Annotated in this window: 15 protein-coding genes and 2 tRNA genes; 6 read left to right on the forward strand and 11 right to left on the reverse strand. The window is 64.3% G+C overall.

Annotated elements, in window-relative coordinates; all coding sequences use genetic code 11:
• Positions 1-11: 11 nt before the first annotated feature.
• From U8331_RS10690 to U8331_RS10700, 3 genes are all read left to right on the forward strand, one after another.
• Entirely contained in the window at positions 12-470 is a 459-nt protein-coding gene (locus tag U8331_RS10690; protein WP_481131016.1) for a hypothetical protein, read from the forward strand.
• A gap of 760 nt (positions 471-1,230) precedes the next feature.
• Positions 1,231-1,638 (forward strand): hypothetical protein, encoded by a 408-nt coding sequence (locus tag U8331_RS10695; protein ID WP_481131017.1) that lies wholly within the window; start codon positions 1,231-1,233, stop codon positions 1,636-1,638.
• A complete protein-coding gene (locus U8331_RS10700) occupies positions 1,635-1,871 on the forward strand; it encodes a helix-turn-helix transcriptional regulator (RefSeq protein WP_481131018.1) in 237 nt (78 codons plus the stop codon). Before U8331_RS10695 ends, U8331_RS10700 begins: the two co-directional genes overlap by 4 nt.
• Positions 1,872-1,988: 117 nt before the next feature.
• On the opposite strand, the gene U8331_RS10705 is transcribed toward U8331_RS10700, so the two are convergent.
• Both U8331_RS10705 and uvrB read right to left on the reverse strand, forming a co-directional pair.
• A tRNA-Val gene (locus U8331_RS10705) sits at positions 1,989-2,063 on the reverse strand.
• A gap of 83 nt (positions 2,064-2,146) precedes the next feature.
• Positions 2,147-4,192, reverse strand: a complete 2,046-nt coding sequence (gene uvrB / locus U8331_RS10710; protein WP_481131019.1) for an excinuclease ABC subunit UvrB — start codon at positions 4,190-4,192, stop codon at positions 2,147-2,149.
• Between the two features lie 136 nt (positions 4,193-4,328).
• Between uvrB and U8331_RS10715 the strand changes: the two genes are divergently transcribed.
• Together U8331_RS10715 and U8331_RS10720 are read left to right on the forward strand one after the other, a co-directional pair.
• Complete coding sequence (locus U8331_RS10715; RefSeq protein ID WP_481131020.1) at positions 4,329-4,910, forward strand: GspH/FimT family pseudopilin; 582 nt, start codon at positions 4,329-4,331, stop codon at positions 4,908-4,910.
• A 34-nt stretch (positions 4,911-4,944) separates the two neighbouring features.
• Positions 4,945-5,021, forward strand: a tRNA-Asn gene (locus tag U8331_RS10720).
• 54 nt (positions 5,022-5,075) lie between these two features.
• Here U8331_RS10720 and U8331_RS10725 read toward each other — a convergent pair.
• The 6 genes from U8331_RS10725 to U8331_RS10750 are packed head-to-tail and all read right to left on the reverse strand — an operon-like array spanning position 5,076 to position 11,609.
• Positions 5,076-5,534 carry a type IV pilin protein gene (locus U8331_RS10725; RefSeq protein WP_481131021.1) on the reverse strand — a complete coding sequence of 153 codons (459 nt, stop codon included), beginning with the start codon at positions 5,532-5,534 and terminating at the stop codon, positions 5,076-5,078.
• A 2-nt stretch (positions 5,535-5,536) separates the two neighbouring features.
• Entirely contained in the window at positions 5,537-8,980 is a 3,444-nt protein-coding gene (locus tag U8331_RS10730) for a pilus assembly protein (protein WP_481131022.1), read from the reverse strand.
• Positions 8,981-8,991: 11 nt separating this feature from the next.
• A complete protein-coding gene (locus U8331_RS10735) occupies positions 8,992-9,528 on the reverse strand; it encodes a pilus assembly PilX family protein (RefSeq protein WP_481131023.1) in 537 nt (178 codons plus the stop codon).
• A complete protein-coding gene (locus U8331_RS10740) occupies positions 9,525-10,493 on the reverse strand; it encodes a PilW family protein (RefSeq protein ID WP_481131024.1) in 969 nt (322 codons plus the stop codon). Before U8331_RS10740 ends, U8331_RS10735 begins: the two co-directional genes overlap by 4 nt.
• A gap of 20 nt (positions 10,494-10,513) precedes the next feature.
• Positions 10,514-10,987: a type IV pilus modification protein PilV gene (pilV, locus tag U8331_RS10745; protein WP_481131025.1), complete on the reverse strand. Its 474-nt coding sequence runs from the start codon at positions 10,985-10,987 to the stop codon at positions 10,514-10,516.
• A 16-nt stretch (positions 10,988-11,003) separates the two neighbouring features.
• Entirely contained in the window at positions 11,004-11,609 is a 606-nt protein-coding gene (locus U8331_RS10750; RefSeq protein ID WP_481131026.1) for a GspH/FimT family pseudopilin, read from the reverse strand.
• 167 nt (positions 11,610-11,776) lie between these two features.
• Here U8331_RS10750 and U8331_RS10755 point away from each other — a divergent pair, with 167 nt between their 5' ends.
• Positions 11,777-12,793, forward strand: a complete 1,017-nt coding sequence (locus U8331_RS10755; protein WP_481131027.1) for a sensor histidine kinase — start codon at positions 11,777-11,779, stop codon at positions 12,791-12,793.
• 50 nt (positions 12,794-12,843) lie between these two features.
• Here the strand turns inward: U8331_RS10755 and ppnN are convergent, their stop codons facing one another.
• The 3 genes from ppnN to U8331_RS10770 all read right to left on the reverse strand — a co-directional run bounded on the left by ppnN (position 12,844) and on the right by U8331_RS10770 (position 18,362).
• Positions 12,844-14,226 carry a nucleotide 5'-monophosphate nucleosidase PpnN gene (ppnN, locus tag U8331_RS10760; protein WP_481131028.1) on the reverse strand — a complete coding sequence of 461 codons (1,383 nt, stop codon included), beginning with the start codon at positions 14,224-14,226 and terminating at the stop codon, positions 12,844-12,846.
• Between the two features lie 110 nt (positions 14,227-14,336).
• Positions 14,337-17,507: a TonB-dependent receptor gene (locus U8331_RS10765; protein WP_481131029.1), complete on the reverse strand. Its 3,171-nt coding sequence runs from the start codon at positions 17,505-17,507 to the stop codon at positions 14,337-14,339.
• A gap of 255 nt (positions 17,508-17,762) precedes the next feature.
• Positions 17,763-18,362, reverse strand: coding sequence for a YhgN family NAAT transporter (locus U8331_RS10770; RefSeq protein WP_481131030.1), 600 nt, complete (start codon positions 18,360-18,362; stop codon positions 17,763-17,765).
• Positions 18,363-18,367: the final 5 nt, after the last annotated feature.

Here is an 18,367-nt window from a genome sequence, read left to right on the forward strand (position 1 = left end):
TCGTGGCTGTAGTGACCATCTGGCGACAAGGGTCCAGCGAAGTCGTTTCCGCTTACCAAGCCGGCCGCCGCACCTTCCATGATGGCAATGACCACGAGTCCTTGGAAGCCTTTGCGGACAGGCTGCTGCTGCGGGCTGCGGCCGCTCGCACCATCGGGAATCCAAAAGCACTAGGGATGGAAGGCTTTGCCATCGCGGCCCTGACAAGGGCAACCGAGATCACAAAAGCGCAGTGCATCAACCGTACGAAATCCGAGATTGTGGCTGTCCATCGTGAATTAGGACCGAGGCAGCTGCAGGCCGAGCGCGTCTTCCAATCGATGATGCGTGGCGGGACCGATATGGGCCTCACGGAAGCCATGCGTATGCAGCTAGCGCATTTCGTTGAGACAGGCGAGGCATCATGGATGCGCGGCAATGGGTCCGCAGCTTCGGACGAGTCGACGGATCCACAATTGAGCAACGCCTAGGCTCTGCAGGGACGTTGATTTTTTGTTGGATTTTTTCGTGGGGGTGTTTAAGTACTAGTCTCTGCAGACACTGTCCCCCATGGGGGCGGTCAGCTTGAACAGGAGGGGGGGGGTAGGTGCTGAGTCCCCGTCTAGAGCGAGTGCCCCAAGTCCCCGTATAGGGAGGGCTGGAAGCCCCCCCCCGGGTCAAACCTAACGTTACTTAAAGTAGTTGGGCCCTAGGGTGCTACCTATGGTTCAACCCTCCGTGGCTGTTCGTGGACTGAGTCTATCGCCACCATCAAGGAAGAAACTCAGGCCTGACTGTTAGCTCTCTTCTCTCGGGCAACTTGTCCGTACAGCAGCTGTCGGCCGCACTTGCGCCGCGCTGCCCCAAGGGTCGACCACTCGCTCAGGTGGTCGGCTCTTTTTTTTGCGAACAGCACCGTCCGCACTCCGCCTGTAGCCGCCTCCATGGCCGCCAGACGCCCGGCCAGACCCTATACCCGAACCCCGTAGAAGATACGTCACAGCGCCTCGTAGAACGCGCCACAGGCCGCGTAACGTCGATGCAGGGCCGATGCCGAACCACGGCGAAACCTGCCGGCAGGCAACTACCCGAACCCAAGTCCCCGTATCGATAACCCAGCATCGCCCAAGAGGCGGCATGGGTATCCGTGCCCGCACCTGTGGGCGCGTCACCTCCACTCACGCCGCCACCAGTGCAGAGCCTCGCGCCTTGCGCTGCGTTGCTGCGTGGCCGACGTACGGAACCAATCCAATGAGCAAGACCCAGACCCTGCGCCCCGTGCGCTACTTCACCGACGCCGACGGCCTACGCTGCGCCCTCGTCCCTCTACCCAACGGTGACCACGCAACCATCTGCGCGGACGACTACGCACGAATCATTGAGGGCGGCACCTCTTCAAACTGGCAACTGAACTACAACGGCAGCCCCCGCAACAATCGCGGTTACGTCAAGGCTGAGCTACCGGGCAGGGATCTCCGAACGGTCGCACGGCTCATCATGCAAACCCGCTACGCGCAGCAGGTTAAGTACCGCGACGGGAACCCGCTCAACCTGCGGCGCTCCAATCTAGTCGTGGTCGCTGGTGGTAAGGCGCACAAGGACTGCCGCGAACTGCCACCACGCGCTCGCGAAGGTCACAGCGAGGAAGGCCAGGAATGAGTACTGCAGCGACAGCGACCATCCCCGGCATTGCTGATCCGATCATCAGGAAACGACAGGTACTTCAGGCCACCGGCCTCACCAGCTCAACGCTCGACCGTTTGGAGCGCAACGGAGACTTCCCTGCGAAGCTTCAGATTGCGCCACGCGCCGTCGGGTGGCTGGCATCAGAGGTCAACGCTTGGATCAACAGGAAGGCGGCGGAGGCGCAGGCAGCGCGGCTCGCTGCGTAGCGGGACGAACTGCAGAAAGCAAAAAGGGAGTACGACACAGGAGCAGGAAACAGCATCGCTGTTTGCCGTACTTCTGCCGTACTCCCCAATGCTCAACGAGCTAAGTCGTTGATCTATTGGTGGGCGGTACAGGGTTCGAACCTGTGACCCCTACCATGTCAAGGTAGTGCTCTACCGCTGAGCTAACCGCCCTTCGCCTGTGGAACCCGGCGAGAGGGCGCGCAGTTTAGCCCGGCCGGGCGGTTCCGGCAATAGCGCGATGCACGGTGCGGGGCTCAGCCCGCGAACCCCATTTCCTTGAGCTTGTTCAGCTCGTCGCGCACCGCGGCGGCCTGTTCGAACTCCAGGTCCCGGGCGTGCTGGTACATCTGCTGCTCGAGCTTCCTGATCCGGGCCGACAGTTGCCCCGGACTGAGCGCCGCGTACTCGGCGGCTTCCTCGGCGGCCTTGCGGGCCTTGCCGCGCCCCTTGAGCGCGTCCGGATCGACCCGCGCGCCCTCCATGATGTCGACCACCGGCCGGCTCACCGATTGCGGGGTGATGCCGTGCTCGGCGTTGTACTCCACCTGCTTGGCCCGCCGGCGGTCGGTTTCCTCGATGGCCCGCTTCATCGAGTCGGTGATCCGGTCGGCGTACAGGATCGCTTTGCCGCGCACGTTGCGGGCGGCGCGGCCGATGGTCTGGATCAGCGAGCCGGTCGAACGCAGGAAGCCTTCCTTGTCGGCATCGAGGATCGCCACCAGCGACACCTCGGGCATGTCCAGCCCTTCGCGCAGCAGGTTGATGCCGACCAGCACGTCGAACTTGCCCAGCCGCAGGTCCCGGATGATCTCGACCCGCTCCACCGTATCGATGTCCGAATGCAGGTAGCGCACCCGGATGCCGTGCTCGCCGAGGTACTCGGTGAGGTTCTCGGCCATGCGCTTGGTCAGGGTGGTGATCAGGACACGGTCGCCGAGCTTCACCCGCTCGTTGATCTCGCCGAGCACGTCATCGACCTGCGTGGCGACGGGACGGATCTCCACCTCCGGGTCGATCAGCCCGGTCGGGCGCACCACCAGTTCGGTGATCTCGCCTTCCGAGTGCTCGAGCTCGTATTTGCCGGGCGTGGCCGAAACGAAGATCGCGCGCGGCGAGCGGCCTTCCCACTCCTCGAATTTCAAAGGACGGTTGTCGAGCGCCGACGGCAGCCGGAACCCGAACTCGACCAGCGTTTCCTTGCGAGAGCGGTCGCCCTTGTACATCGCGCCCACCTGCGGAACGGTCACGTGCGATTCGTCGCAGACCAGCAGCGCGTCCGGCGGCAGGTAGTCGAACAGGCACGGTGGCGGCTCGCCGGGCATGTGGCCGGTGAGGTGGCGGGAGTAGTTCTCGACGCCGTTGCAGTAGCCGACCTCGGCCAGCATCTCCAGGTCGAACTGGGTGCGCTGGGCCAGTCGCTGGGCCTCGACCAGCCGGTTCTGCGCGTACAGCTGCTCCAGCCGCACGCGCAGCTCGTCCTTGATCGCGTCGACCGCGTCCAGCACCGTCCGGCGGGTGGTGACGTAGTGCGATTTCGGGTAGATCGTATAGCGCTGCAACTTGCGCAGGGTCTCGCCGGTGAGCGGGTCGAACGCGGTGACGTTCTCGATCTCGCCGTCGAACAGTTCGATCCGCACCGCTTCCATCTCCGACTCGGCCGGATGCACGTCGATCACCTCGCCACGTACGCGGTAGGTGCCGCGGCGCAGTTCGGTGTCGTTGCGGGTGTACTGCATCTCGGTCAGACGGCGGATCAGCTCGCGCTGGTCGATCCGCTCGCCGCGGACCATGTGCAGCACCATCCGGAAGTACTCGTTCGGATCGCCCAGACCGTAGATCGCCGAGACCGTGCAGACGATGATGCAGTCGCGCCGCTCCAGCAGCGCCTTGGTCGCCGACAGCCGCATCTGCTCGATGTGCTCGTTCACCGAGCTGTCCTTCTCGATGAAGGTGTCCGACGACGCCACGTACGCCTCGGGCTGGTAGTAGTCGTAGTAGCTGACGAAGTACTCGACCGCGTTGTGCGGGAAGAACGACTTGAACTCGCCGTACAGCTGCGCCGCCAGCGTCTTGTTGGGCGCCATGACCAGCGTGGGCTTCTGCACCCGCTGGATCACGTTGGCGATGGTGTAGGTCTTGCCCGAGCCGGTGACGCCGAGCAGGGTCTGGTGCGCCAGGCCGTTCTCGAACCCCTCGGCGAGCTTCTCGATCGCCTGCGGCTGGTCCCCGGCGGGCTGGTAGGGGGAGACGAGTTGGAAAACGCCTTGCTTGGCGTGTTCGGGCGTGGGGCTGTCGGTCATCGGCTCGGCGGTGTCGGGCGCGGAAACGCCCAGTGTAGAAGCACGGGTACATGGAGGTCGTCGCGGCATTTCCCTACCCGGTTCCCACCCTGTGGCCGACTGCTGTTCAGTCTCGTCCTGGCGACGATAGGGCCCCATGAAATGGAGCAGTGCGATGGCGCAGGACGCGCGAAGCGTGGTACGGGGATTCACCTTGGCCGAACTGATGGCGACATTGGCGGTGTTGGCCGTACTGGTGACGATCGGCGTCCCGGCTTTCGCCAGCGTTCTCCAGCGGGCGCGCGAGGCCAACACCTACCACCTACTGACCAGCTCGCTTGCAACCGCAAGGCTCGCGGCGATCAGGCACAACGCTCCCGTCACCGTCTGTCCCAGTAGCGACGGAGTGAGCTGTCGTGGAGACGCGGTCTGGCGGAACGGCTGGATACTGTTCGCAGACCCGCATCGGGCGGGACAACCAGCGGGGGCCAACGCGATCCTCCAGCGGGTCCACGACGTCGGTGCCGGAATAGCCCTTAGAAGTACCAACGGCAGGACGCACGTCCGGTTCACGCCGGACGGCTGGTCCTACGGCAGCAATCTCAGCATCCGCCTGTGCACGATTGGGGAGTCTCGGCTGCTGGGAAAAGTGGTGGTGAACAACGCGGGGCGGCCAAGGAGCGAACGGGCGAAGTCAGGGGTGGCTTGTCCCTATGTTCCACAGGCGCAACAGACTTGACCGCGGCGTCCCAGCGCTTACAATGCGCATCCCCGCCCGAATAGCTCAGCTGGTTAGAGCACTTGACTGTTAATCAGGGGGTCGTTGGTTCGAGTCCAACTTCGGGCGCCAAAATAAAAAAGAAGGCCCGCAGCGATGCGGGCCTTTTTTTGCCTGGCAGGTTGGTCACCAACAGTCCGAGACCTCATTGGCCGAGCCATCGATCTCCTTCTGCCCCGTATGCCGCAGGGTCAGGGTTCCGCATTTCGTGTCGCGGGTCGCCTGCCCATTCCGGGGCTCTGCCTCGATCGTATAGGTCGTGGCGGTAGTGGCAGCCAAGCTGATGCCGTAGTGATCTTGGAGCTCGGAAGCGCACTGCATCTGTGGCAATGCCACGGCCGTTCCGGCGCGATCCTGGTTGTATCGCAGATTCGTTGTATAGAAGCGCTCCATGAACTGGGCGGCCTCCAAGGCACACGACGCGGCAGCCGCCCGGCGGGTCTTCGTGACGTGGTTCTGATAGCTGGGGTACGCAATCGCCGCGATGATCGCGATGATCGCCACGACGATCATCAGCTCGATCAGAGTAAATCCCCCTGTCCGGCGATTCGGCGCCCATGCGCTTCGCGAATGGATCAAGTTCATTGTCAGTTCCTCAGAATTTCGCGCCAGGAGATCCGGCCGGAAAGCGCATCGCCGTCATACGGGATACATCCGGTCTCACCTGCGGTGCCGTTGACGCACACGAGCGGTGTCATCCAGCCCGGATCCGTCGGGCTGCCAACACCCAGGTCCACCGATCCCACCGGCACCCCGTCGTCTCCACCGCCACCGCCGTCCCCATCGTCATCACCGCCGCCGCCGCTTCCTCCCACGTTGTCGTCGCTGTACTCGCCATCGCCGTCAACATCGAAAAAGTGCTCGGGAACGCTGGTGCCGGTAAATGCATTGAGCGCGTTCAAGTAGCCACGACCACCAGGAGTGCAGGGATCGGTACTGGGCAGCATCGTCGAAAACACCATCACGCCCGCAACGACCTGGACCTCGCCGATCACGCGTTCGCCTTCCGCGGTGCCAGGGGCTGGAGGAGTAAGCAGGTCGACCACCCATCCCTTCTGGTTGACGCCCAAGCCCACGTCCGAGGGTTCGAATCCGCGGACCGGCATACCGTTCTCGGCGACGCCAGCCACATCGATCCTGCGCACGGCGATGCCATCGGCTGCTCCGTCGATCGCAGCGCGGGTGCCCAGTGCATCATCATGGTCCTGGATGCCGTAGATGCTCTGGACCGAACGATTGACGGTTCCGTTGGCGTTCCACAGGTCCGCATCGTTGTAGAGCCGCCCGCTGCCAAAAAGAATCCAGCGCTGGTAGTTCTCCGGGTCGGTTGCGATGGAGACCGCATTGGTGATGGGCTGCCTGTTCCCGCTCGCGTCGGTGGCGACGAACAACGGATCCTCCATCGCCAGGTCCCATTGGACGGGATTGCTGTGGGTCAGGTCGAACTTCCAGAGATTGCCCTTCATGTCACCCGCATAGACGAGATCCACACGGCCGTCGCCGTCCTCGTCCCAGCCGGTGGGCGCCGCGAGGGCGTTGTCGCCGCCCACGCCCGTGTCGATCTTTTTGATCACGGCACCGCTCAGCAGGTCCACCACGTAAAGCACCGCGCTCCCGCTGGCGCTGTTGGGGCCGTTGCCGAATATGACGCCAGGACGCCCGTTGTTCAGCCGCGCGAAGAAGGGGCGGCCGAGGACGAATCCCAAGTCAGGGTCGCCGTCGTCCTGCGTGGTGATATCCCAAAGCACGTCGCTGGTCGAGAAGGAGCCCGGCGAAGTGACGTTGAGTGCGAACAGACCTTTGCCTCCCCGGCCCATCGTACCGACCAGAACATTGCTTCCGCCTCCAAGAGTCCGATCGGATACCGCTATGGGTCCGTCGACGAAGTAGGAATGTGAATAGTCGGGGCTGGTGAAATCGACCAGCGCCTCCCAGTCCGTGCCGCCCGGGATATAGGCAAACATCTCCGCGCCCGTCTCGGCATTGAACGCGTGCAGCATGCCGTCGTTGGCACCTACGAAGAGAACGTCGGTACCCGCGTCATCCTCGCTGGCGTGATAAACCGGCGAAGAGTGGATGATGTCACCCAGCGGCACACGCCCGGCGCTTGGGCGATAGCGGTTGCGGAACGGACCGCCTTCGGACTGCTCCAGGGCGTTGTCGCCACGGATGTAGTCGATTCTCGCTTCGGCCAGATCGTCGTTGTCTATGCCTGCCGCGGGCGGGGTGGCCAGCTGATTGCGGATATTGCTGGACAGACTGCCATGGCTGAAGGTCTTGCCGCTTCCATCATGGGTGAAAACGTCCCGTGACGAACTACTGACGGGCATCTGCGCCGAGGCCACCCAAACTGGTGAATTCAGCTGCGGCCTCCGATCGACAATCGGAATGGCTTTGAGTTCACCTGCCCACTCGCCGCCCACGTAAGTGGCCTGGAACAGCCTCGACCCGGTGGTCAGGGAAGTACTGCTGGCGGCGACGTTCGATGCGGATGACGTCCGCGCCGCAATCGCCGCCAACGCATCCTGCAGCCCCTTCTGGAATGCGTCCGGGTTGGAGGCTGCCACGAACTCGCCCCTGCCGTTCACCGCCGCATGCAGCAGGTCGTCGATGCGCTCGCGGTTCTCCGTATCCATCGGATTCGGCCAGTCGCTCAGATCGGTGCCGTTCCTGCTCACGCCACCCTTCTCCATAACCGCCTTGACCGAAGTCTGGTCCACCGTTCCAGACAAGCCGATCGAGATACCGAAGGTCACCATGTGCTGCCAGAACGCGGGGTTCGCCGCCGACACCGGCACCACGTTGGCCATGTCGGTGCGAAGGTCGTTCTTCCAGTAATGCATGGCGACGTCAGCCAGCGTCGTGCTGTTGCTGCCCTTGTACGGGGCTTCGGCGGCGTAGGTGAAAGTCTTGCTGGGCAGGCCCTGATCGTTGAGGGGACCGTTGATGGTCGGCCCGGAAGAATTGTCAGGGTTGCTGATTCCGTCAGGATTGGAACCGTTCCAGTATCCGTCCGTGGTCAGGATGGAGAAGTTCTGTCGGCACTGGAACTGGTTGTTGTCGGGATCCAGATTGCCGCCGTAGGGGCCGGAGGAGCTTGTCTGGCTGAAATAGTTGCCGGCCCGTTGCAGGGCACGCCTCAACGGAGTGCCGTTATAGCCGCGGGCCGCGAAGAGCCGGTTGAACCACGTGGTCCGGTTGCTGTCACGGAACAGACCGTTGTCCGTTCCGACCGGGATGAGGAACTCCGAATTGTCGGCTCCGCTTCCGTTCGGCCCCCAGATGGTGGTGAAGCCAACGCGGTACTTGTCCTCGTCGAGCCCTGCGAATGCCTCACTGGCGCCGGCCTTCGCAGCCTTCATGCGGGTGCGGTGGTACGAGAACCAGGTGGCATAGTTGTTCCGCTCGGCGGCTTCGGTTCGACCTGTCGGAGTAGCGTCCGTCTTTTTTCCCCAGCTTCCATTCGATTTGCGGGTCTGCCGCTTAACGTCGCCGTTGGGTTCAATTACAAACCGGTAATAGTTGTCGTCGTCATCAAGGTAGGCCGCATCGGTGCGAGCGGGATCCCGGGGCACATAGAACGTCTGTTCACCACCGCACACCCACCGATTGGTACCGTTCTCGTCCACCTGCTGGCAGCTGTTGTCGGAACCGAGATTGATCGGCTTATCGGCCTTGCTCAGGTCGGCGTAGGCACTGCTGAAGGTAGTACCACCGGTCAAGCGGTTGCCGTCCGCGGCCATCCATGCCCGGTAATCAATGGCAGGGTTGTAGAAGATCGTGTTGTGGACATACGAGCGATGCTGGATCGTGTCGCGCAGATTGCTCAGGTAATTGTCGGCGGGCATGGTCTGGAAGACCATCGAGCCGGAATCATCAAGGATGAAGAGAATATTGGGCGGCACGCCATTGCCCGAGCTCGGCGGGACTTCCGGGATATCCACCGCGTTGGCCGGGAGCGAAAGACAGGTCGCGAGGAAGGCGGCGAGGAAGGCGTTCGCGTGAACACGACGTTGAGTGCTGGCGTTCATGGGGTTCCTTGTCATGACCCGGCGAAGCTGGACTGCAGGATGACCGCGGCCCGGTCCTGACTGCTGCTGCGAGCGGTGATGCGGTAGCGGGAGCGGATACAGGTCGGGTGGACGGGCATCTGGAGGTGGCAGCTTGGCCACGCAGGGGCATCGCCCATGTACTCGATGAAATATTGGGGAGTTCCGGCCATGTCGTTCACCTGGGTCGCATTTACCCAACCGGCAAAGTTGGGGTCATCGGCGCGGTCGGGCTTGTTCTCCGCCGGCACGGGCGTGGCGCACAGGCCGTTCGTACAGGCGCCCGCGCCTGTTGGAAAGGACGCCTGGACTCCCGCTTGGAGCAGTCGCTGCTCGGCTTCACGCAACGCGGCTTCCGCCGCCTGGAAGGCGATGCTCCGGTCGTACATGTTGGCGCTCATGCGCTCTTCGAGCAGTGCACCGCGCAGGCTCGCCACGCCGATCAGGGTCATTGCGAGCAGGAGCACCAGTACCACGATGAGAGCCACGCCGCGCTGCGCGCGTGCGGAGGCAAGGGAAGACGTCTTCATGAGGTGCGATTCCTCAGGTTCACTACGTGCTGCAACTCACGACCAAGGACCTGCCCGTCAGTGCCCACTCGCGCGGTTCCTTGCAGCTGCAGTTCGATACGGGCCGCCACCACCGCGGACCAGTCGGCCACGGCCGTGGAGTTCACATACTGGTTGGCTCCCTCGACGAGATAGGTGATCTGCATGTCGTCGACCCCCTCCGTGATCTCGTCCACGACCTGGTTGGTGCCCTTGGCCATCCGCAGGCGGTACAACGAGCGCCCCCCACGACCGTTGTCGGCGACATACCAGCGGGTGGCGCGAAGCTTTATCACCTGCGAGTTCGGGCCATAGGTCTTGTTGGAGCCGCTGCCACCACCCGTACCATGCGGGCAATCGGCTGCCGGCAAGGGCAGGCCCAGTGACTTCGTGCAGTTGCCGATCGTGCCGGTGCCGGAGTTATGCACGATGGTGACATTGGCCGGGTTCGCATTGGTCACCTGGAATATCGCCGCCTGCGTGTAGTCACACACGACGAGGATGTCGTTGCTCTCGAAACCATGATTGCTCGTGCTGACCTTGAACTGCGCCGAGCTCGGGTTGTGCTGGGTGACCGTTACCCCCCCGGATGCACCGGAAACCAGTTCGACCGCATCGGAGGTTCCACTGCTGGCCGGCAGGGCACCGTCGTTGTAGCCCTGCAGGCCATTGCTCCAGTTGCTCCACCACTGGTTGGGGCTTTCAAGGACATTGGCCACCGGCAGTCCACGCGAGCACGCGTTGCCACCGGCCTCCCGCATCTCCCGCGCCATCATCTCGAAGGCGATCCGCGCGCTCTCCTGGATGCGCGCCAGGCTTTCGGTCGATCGATAGGTCTGCTGATTCGAAAGGAACACCCCGATCGCGCTACCGGTCACCAGAAGCCCCAGCACCATGGCGATCATCAGCTCGATGAGACTCAGGCCCCGCGTACTGCGGGGGCCCACGTTGCGGATCCTGTTCCGGCTCATATGCGCGTCTGTGTCGTGAGGGTCTGCTGGGCGGCGCCGTCGGTGCCGCGCGAGTCGTTCCAACGCACGGTGATCGTGCAATTTCGTGCATCTCCGCCCGGCACGGCCGCGCAGGCGATCTGGCCGCAGGTGTCGTCACCGAGGGTCTGTTTGAGAGCCGTCAACCATGAGGAACGATCGTTCTGCGCAAGCGTTCCTCCGGTCAGCGCGTTGCACTGCATTGCCATGTCGTACTGACCAGCACGTGCCGCCGGAAGGTTGGCGCGCATGGCGTCGAACATCGCGTAGCTGTAGACAACGGCCTGGCTGCGCTCCAGAGAGCTCTGGCTGTTACGCAGCGCCGTGGCCTGCAGGGCGGCTATGCCCAGCATTCCGATCGCCATGATCAGCACGGCGATGAGTACCTCGATGAGGCCCACACCGGACTGGCGGGACCGCGCCGGGATGCGAGGTGAACAAATAACCGACATCGATTGCTCCCGTTCGTCAGTTGGCCGGTTGCGGGCATTGACCCTGCCCGCTCCGTGCGACCGTTGAAATGCGGCTACCCGAGCCGATGCTTACCAGGCGGAGGTTTTCCTTGGGTCGATCGGTCGGCAGGCATACCCCGAACGAAGCCGTCAGCAACGCTCCGTTCGGCGTGGCGCTGTCACGGGCAAAACCGTCCGGCCGGAACAACAGGCGATCGGCGGTGATGGCGTTGCTCGCCCGTACCTGGAGGCTCGGATGGGCGTTGCCGACGCGCAGCACCTGCTCTGCGGCATCGAGGTTGCCGTCTGCATCGTCGTCGGCGAACACCACCCACGCCGGCCACAGGTCACCCGCACCGGCACAGGTCTGGCCATCCGTGCTGCGGCAGACAATCACACGGACATTCAGCCGCACCGCCTCGGTCCGCGCAGTCTGGATGGCCGCGACCAGCTCGTTGGCCCCGCTCGTCAGGCGGTTGCCATTGACGAGCCCGGTGAAGCTCGGTGCCGCAACCATCATCAGGATGGCGGCGACCGCAAGCGTCACCATCAGCTCCACCAATGTGAAGCCGCGCGCCTTGGCGGTTGCAGACATGATGCCGCTACGATGGCAGGTGTCCATCAGCCCCTCCCCCGGGTTGATATGCCGCAAGGGTAGGAGCGGACCCCACGGACATGCCACTCCCGACCGATGGGCGGCCGCATCGGCGGCACGACCGGTGCCCGGACGGTCCCTGTCGGGACGCGGTTGCGCAGGCATCATATGGATCCCCCGAGCCACGACCCCGAATGGACGCCCCACGCCCTCAGCCACTCGACGCTCTATGGCAGGCCTCGACACTGACCTGGGTCGTTCTGGCCGGGGAATGCCTTGCCCTGGTCGTGGCCCTGTCAACCGCCATGACAGAGGGGCGACTGGTGGCGTTCGGCCTGGCTTCGCTCGCGATCCAGTGGGTCAGCCTGCTTACGCTGGGAATGCTCTATCTGCTCCGCAGGCCTTTGGCGGACCTACCCCCGGTGCGATTGACGTGGCTCACCCTGGCGCTGCTGCTGATCAACACGTGGGTGGTTGTGGCACTCGCGTGGCTGCTGGCCCGGGACGCCTGGTCCATGTCCGGAGCCGAGTGGATTTTCCTGGCGATGCGCTTGACGGGCGTGACACTCGCGGTGGGCTTCCTGGGGGTCGCCGCCTTCCAGAACCACTGGCGTGGCCGCCTGCACGCCGTGCGGGCGAAGCAGTCCGAACTGCAGGCGCTGCAGGCCCGCATCCGGCCGCACTTCCTGTTCAACACCCTCAACACGGGCGCGGCGCTGGTGCACCAGCATCCCGAAGCGGCCGAGCGGCTGCTGCTGGACCTGGCCGACCTGTTCCGGGCGGCCCTCGCCGGCCCGCGACGGATTTCCCTGGAGGACGAACTGGCGCTGGCCCGCCGTTACCTCGAAATCGAGTCGCTGCGGTTCGGGGAGCGCCTGCAGGTCCGCTGGGACTTGCCGCGCACCATGCCGGCGGTCACGGTACCCGCGCTGTCGATCCAGCCACTGGTGGAAAATGCGATCCGCCACGGCGCCGAACGCATGAGCCGCGGGGACGTCGAGGTGACGGTGAGCACCGTGCTCGACACGGTGGTGGTCCGGATCAGCAATCCGCTGCCGGTGCCCGGGGGGCCTGCGGCGCCGGGACACCGGGTCGGCCTCAACGCGTCGCAGGTACGTATCGAGGCGTTGACCGGCGGCCGCGGGAGCGTCCAGACCGAGGTGGTGGACGGTCGGTTCGTGGCAACCGTGCGGCTGCCGGTGGAGCCCTGACCCCGGCGGAACGAACGCAAATTGCAGGTCAGCTCCGCCGCTGGAAGCGACTACGCCACCACGCGATAGCAGGGCTTGTAGTCACCGGCGATCTTCATCCGACGCTGCTCGACAAACGCGCGCAGCAGCGCGTCGAGCGACTGCATCATGTCGGTGTCGCCGTGGATCAGGAACGGGCCGCGCTCCTCGATCCGGCGCATGCCCTCTTCCTTGACGTTGCCGGCCACGATGCCGGAGAACGCGCGGCGCAGGTCGGCGGCCAGTTCGAACGGCTTGCGGCCGTGGTGCAGGTCCAGCCCGGCCATCGCCTCGTGGCTCGGGATGAACGGCACCTGGAACTCCAGCGGGATGTTGATCGACCAGTTGAAGAAGAACGAATCACGCTGGGCGATGCGGTACTCGCGGACCTTGCGGACGCCCGCGGCCATTCGCTTGGCCACGGTGGCGGGGTCGCCGGTGATGATCTCGTAGCGCTCGGTGGCGGCGTCGCCCAGGGTCAGCCGGATGAAGCGGTCGATCTGCTCGAAGTACGGTGCCGAAGCGGTCGGGCCGGTCAGGATCAGCGGGAACGGCACGCCGGCGTTCTCCTCGCGCAGCAGGATGCCGAGCAGGTACAGGATCTCCTCCGCCGTGCCGACGCCGCCGGGGAACACCACGATGCCGTGGCCGATGCGGACGAACGCCTCCAGGCGCTTTTCGATGTCCGGCATGATCACCAGGTGGTTGACGATCGGGTTCGGTGACTCGGCCGCGATGATGCCCGGCTCGGTGACGCCGATATAGCGACCGGCGCGCCGGCGCTGCTTGGCATGGGCGATGGTCGCGCCCTTCATCGGCCCCTTCATCGCGCCCGGGCCGCAGCCGGTGCAGATGTCGAGTTCGCGCAGGCCGAGCTGGTAGCCGACCTCCTTGGTGTACATGTATTCCTCGCGGTTGATCGAATGGCCGCCCCAGCAGACCACCAGGTTGGGATCGGCGGGATGCAGCGCGCGCGCGTTGCGCAACAGCCCGAACACGGCATCGGTGATGCCGCCGCTGCTGTCGAGGTCACGACCGCCCTCTTCCCCCAGCTCGATCGCGCGGTAGGCCAGGTCGCGCACGACCGCCGCCAGCAGCTCGGCCACGCCCTGGATGATCTCACCGTCGACGAACGCCATCGCCGGGGCATGGTGGAGATCGATGCGCACGCCGCGGTCCTGCTGGTGCACCTGGATGTCGAAGTCGGGATACAGCTCCTGCGCCGCTCGCGGATCGTCGGACTGGCTGCCGCTGGTCAGCACCGCCAGCGCGCAGCGACGGAGCAGGTCGTGCATGCCGCCGGCGGATGCGTCGGCCAGCTTGGCGACTTCGGCGCGCGAGAGGATGTCCAGGCCGCCGCGCGGGTGGATGTGCGCATTGCAGGTGGGCAGGGTGGCGTTGGCAGGTGGGTTCATTCGATGACTCGTCTTGTCGTTGTTATCCGGACGACTCTAGTGGCGCGGCCGGCAAAAGAAAACGGCCGGGGTTGCCCCGGCCGTTTTCGTGGTGCGTCGTTCCGGATGGATCAGAACTTGTACTTGAAGCTCAGCATCGCCGACCAGCGGGAAACACCGGTGTTGATACCGTCGCCATTGGTCTCCTGGATCTCTGCATTGTCGGTCGAGCCACTGAAGTTGTAGATGTACTTGCCAGTGGCGGGATCGATGCCGGCGTAGTTGGCGACGCGGCGGGTCGAGTAGAACCCGTAGTCCTCGATCAGACCCCAGTCCTCGTTGAGCAAGTTGCCGACGTTCATGATGTCCAGCGCGATCTCGGCCTTGTGTCCCGCGAAGAACGCCGGGATTTCTTGGCTGACGCGGACGTCGAACGTATTGGTCCACCCGGCGCGGAACTCGTTCGCAGGAGCGACCTGGCCACGGTAGGCCTGAAGCTCCGGCGCGTTGGCCTCCATCCACTCGAAAAATGCCTGCTCCATCTCGGCACCACCGGTCCACATCACGTCACCCGGACCCGCCGGCACATAGAACAGGTCGTTGGTCTCCGCGCTGTCGCCGTTGATGTCGTTGTAATAGATGTAGCTGTAAGGACGACCCGAACGGCCTTCATAGAACAGGCCGAAGCTGGTGGTGTTGTCACCGAACAGATCCTTCTGCCAAGTCAGCACGCCGGTGAATCGGTCACGGATGGCGTAGCGCGAGTTGTAGCCGACCGGCTCGTTGGTGTTGAACACCATCGTGTTGCCCCAGTTCGACGAGTTCTGCGAGCTGGTAGCCGGGCTGAACTCGGTCGCGTCGGTGTAGGTGTAGCCCAGCGTCCAGCCCCAGTTCTCGACCATCGGCTTGGACAGCGCGACGGTCAGCTGGCGGGCCGAACCCTTGTTGGTGTTGCGGATGACGATGGCCTGATTGACGGCCGGATTCTTGTTCGCCCGGTCACGCGCGCCGTTGAGGCCGGCGTCGATGCCGAAGCGACCCGCGCTGGCCGGGTCCAGCCCCTCGTCATTCCAGTAGATGGCGCGGCCATCCTGGCCGTAATAGGTCGGGCTGCCGACATCGACGCGATCGAACCACAGCGCGTCCTTGTTCTTGGTCAGCAGCAGTTCGGCGGACGCAACGACACCATACCAGGGCAACTCGTGGTCGATGGCCAGATTGGCCTTCCAGATCGACGGCAGCGCCAGACCCGGCTCCATGATGTCGGCGGTGATCAGCGGCGTGCCTGCGTCACCCACGATGGTGGGCGGCACGGTCGGATCGAAGGCCGGGGCATCGTCGCCACGGAAGTCGTAGGAGTCGAAGTTCAGGCCGGTGTTCTGGAACGGACCCGCCAGCCACACGTTCGGGTTGCCACCCTGGAACAGACCGACGCCGCCACGCAGTTGGGTGGGGCGCTCGGTGTCGAAGGTGTAGTTGAAGCCGAAGCGCGGCTGCACCAGTTCCTTGTCCGCGGTCACGGTGTTGTCGAGGCCGTAGATCTCCTCGACGCGGGCGTTGTAGATCGGGCTGTCGCCGAACTCGGGCATGTCGACGCGGACGCCGAACATCAAGCTCAGGTTGTAGTTGACGGCCCAGTCGTCCTGGATGAAGACACCGGTGTTCTTGAAGTTGTAGGCCGCCGGGATGTCTGCATAGCTGCCGCCCGGACGCGGTGCGCGGACCTGGTAGCGCGACGGGGTGCCGGCCTCGAAGTCGTCGATGCTGTCGAACTCGTAAGCGCCGTTGATGTCGCGGCCGTAGAAGTTGAGGATGTCGTTGTCCTCGTGGTCGAAGCCGAACTTGAACGCATGGTCGCCGACGTACCAGGTGGCGGCGCCGAACAGGTTCAACTGCTCGGTCTCGACCAGGTTGGCGTGACGGTTGCGCTCGGTGCCGAGATTGATCGACTGCTCGCCCACGTCGATGGAGATGCTGGGCAGGCTGCCGTTGGTCGCCGCTTCCGACGTGTAGTCACGGCGCGAAACCTTGAACTCGGTGGAGAAATCGTCAGTCCAGTTGCTGAAGACCTCACCGACCAGGCTCTCGAAGGTCTTGTTCTGGTCATACCAGTAGCTGCTCAGCGCGATGCTGGAGTTGCCGATGCCCGGCAGCTTCGGAACCACCTGCTCGAGCTTGCTGTAACGCAGCGCAGCGCGATGGTTCTCGTTGATGTTCCAGTCCAGCTTGAGGGCGTATTCCTCGATATCGGTCTCGCTGCTCGCCGGCGGGATCAAGCCGCCGGCATCAAAGCCGTAGCCCTGCGCGGCCGCCTGCACGCGCGCGATGTCGCCATCGGTGATCTCGCCACGGCCGTACGGGGTACCCGCCAGGCTGGTGCCCGGAGCGGCGCGGGTGAACTGCTCGTAGTTGGCGAAGAAGAACAGCTTGTCCTTCATGATCGGGCCGCCGAGGGTGAAGCCGTAGGTCTCCTCCTCGTCGAAGCCGTTGAACTCTTCGCCCTGCAGGTCCTCGCGAACCCAGTCGCCGTCGCGCAGGTTGTAGTAGGCGGTGCCGTGGAACTCGTTGGTACCCGACTTGGTGACCGCGTTGACCACCGCACCGGTACCACCGGAAATGGTGGTGTCGTAGTTGGCCAGATCGATGTTGATCTCCTCGATCGCGTCCATCGACACCGGCTGGCGCTCGGTCGGCATGTTGTTGGATTCGAGGCCGAACGGGTCGCTGCTGCTGACGCCGTCAATGCGGATCACGTTGAAGCGGGAATTCTGGCCGCCGGCGGAGATCGCGCCGTCGGACTTGCTGATCTGCGAGATGCGCGGATCCAGACGGATGTAGTCCTGGATGTTGCGGCTGGCCGAAGGCAGTGCGTCGATCTGCTCCTGGCTGACGTTGGTGCCGGTGCCCATCTTCTCGGCACTGAAGATCTCCGAGCCGGCCACGGCGACGGCCTGGACCGACTCCAGCGTCGTCACGTCGTCGTTGAGTTGCGCGTTGACCGTCGCCACCTGGTTCAGCGGGAGGTAGACGTCCTCTTGGGACGTCGTACCTGCGCCCGCCTTGTTGATGGTGATGGAGTACGGGCCGCCTACGCGTAGACCCCGCGCGGTGTACCGGCCGCTGGCATCGGTCGTCACGCGGCTGACGGTGCCCGACTCGGTATGGACGATGGTGACGTCTGCGCCCACTACGGGCTGACCGTCAGCACCGAAGACCTGGCCACCGACACCGGCGGATGTGCTCTGGGCGAAAGCGGGAGCGGCGGCAAGGACGGCGAGCAGGCCCAGCGTGAGCTTGGACATGCGGACGCGGCTGGAGTGGGACATTTGCGATGGCCTCGGGACTGGAAATTTGCACGGGCCCGGGATCACGGAACGATCACGCGGGCGGATCGGACACGACAAACCGGCGCGAACGCCGGTTAACGCGAGTTTAACACGCCGCGATACTACTGCGGGCGCTTGACAGTTTCATGACTGCGGACGTCGTCCGAACGCTTCAACAAGGAGGCTCGGGAGGGCCTTGCCCGGATCGTATGACATTGGAATGACACCCGGTCAGGCGGGCGGCGTCAGCTGCAGGTAGGTTCCCAGGCCGTCCAGGAACATCTGTACCGAAATCGCCACCAGCAACATGCCCATCAGTCGCTCGACCGCGGTCAGCGCACGCCGGCCCAGCCACTTGTAGAGGACCGTTGCCGAGAACAGGATGGCCGCGGTCGCACCCCAGGCGATCATCAGCGCCAGACTCCACTCGCCCAGTCGCCCCGGCTCGTTGCTGCCCATCAGCATCACTGCCGCCATACCGGACGGGCCGGCGACCAGCGGAATGGCCATGGGCACGATGAAGGGCTCGCCGTCGGGCAACTCGCCCATCAGGCCTTCCGGCGGCGGGAAGATCATCCGGATACCGATCAGGAACAGGACGATGCCGCCGGCGATCGATACCGATTCCTGGCGCAGGTGCATCACCTCCAGGAAGTACTTGCCGGCCCACAGGAACAGCATCAGCACTGCCAGCGCGATCAGCAGTTCGCGTGCAAGCACGATCCGCTGGCGCTGCGGCGGCAGGGTCCGCAGCAGGCTCAGGAACACCGGGATGTTGCCGAGCGGGTCGAGGATGAGGAACAGCAGCAGCGCTGCGGACGCGACGGTCATGGGGG

The sequence above is a fragment of the Lysobacter sp. CC-YZS074 genome (genome assembly GCF_056739745.1).

Excerpts from the sequence above, each read along its gene's own strand:
- U8331_RS10695 (WP_481131017.1), top strand. The coding sequence starts at position 1,231 with ATGAGCAAGACCCAGACCCTGCGCCCCGTGCGCTACTTCACCGACGCC.
- U8331_RS10700 (WP_481131018.1), top strand. The coding sequence starts at position 1,635 with ATGAGTACTGCAGCGACAGCGACCATCCCCGGCATTGCTGATCCGATC.
- uvrB (WP_481131019.1), bottom strand. The coding sequence starts at position 4,192 with ATGACCGACAGCCCCACGCCCGAACACGCCAAGCAAGGCGTTTTCCAA.
- U8331_RS10715 (WP_481131020.1), top strand. The coding sequence starts at position 4,329 with ATGAAATGGAGCAGTGCGATGGCGCAGGACGCGCGAAGCGTGGTACGG.
- U8331_RS10725 (WP_481131021.1), bottom strand. The coding sequence starts at position 5,534 with ATGAACTTGATCCATTCGCGAAGCGCATGGGCGCCGAATCGCCGGACA.
- U8331_RS10730 (WP_481131022.1), bottom strand. The coding sequence starts at position 8,980 with ATGAACGCCAGCACTCAACGTCGTGTTCACGCGAACGCCTTCCTCGCC.
- U8331_RS10735 (WP_481131023.1), bottom strand. The coding sequence starts at position 9,528 with ATGAAGACGTCTTCCCTTGCCTCCGCACGCGCGCAGCGCGGCGTGGCT.
- pilV (WP_481131025.1), bottom strand. The coding sequence starts at position 10,987 with ATGTCGGTTATTTGTTCACCTCGCATCCCGGCGCGGTCCCGCCAGTCC.
- U8331_RS10750 (WP_481131026.1), bottom strand. The coding sequence starts at position 11,609 with ATGGACACCTGCCATCGTAGCGGCATCATGTCTGCAACCGCCAAGGCG.
- U8331_RS10755 (WP_481131027.1), top strand. The coding sequence starts at position 11,777 with ATGGACGCCCCACGCCCTCAGCCACTCGACGCTCTATGGCAGGCCTCG.
- ppnN (WP_481131028.1), bottom strand. The coding sequence starts at position 14,226 with ATGAACCCACCTGCCAACGCCACCCTGCCCACCTGCAATGCGCACATC.
- U8331_RS10765 (WP_481131029.1), bottom strand. The coding sequence starts at position 17,507 with ATGTCCAAGCTCACGCTGGGCCTGCTCGCCGTCCTTGCCGCCGCTCCC.
- U8331_RS10770 (WP_481131030.1), bottom strand. The coding sequence starts at position 18,362 with ATGACCGTCGCGTCCGCAGCGCTGCTGCTGTTCCTCATCCTCGACCCG.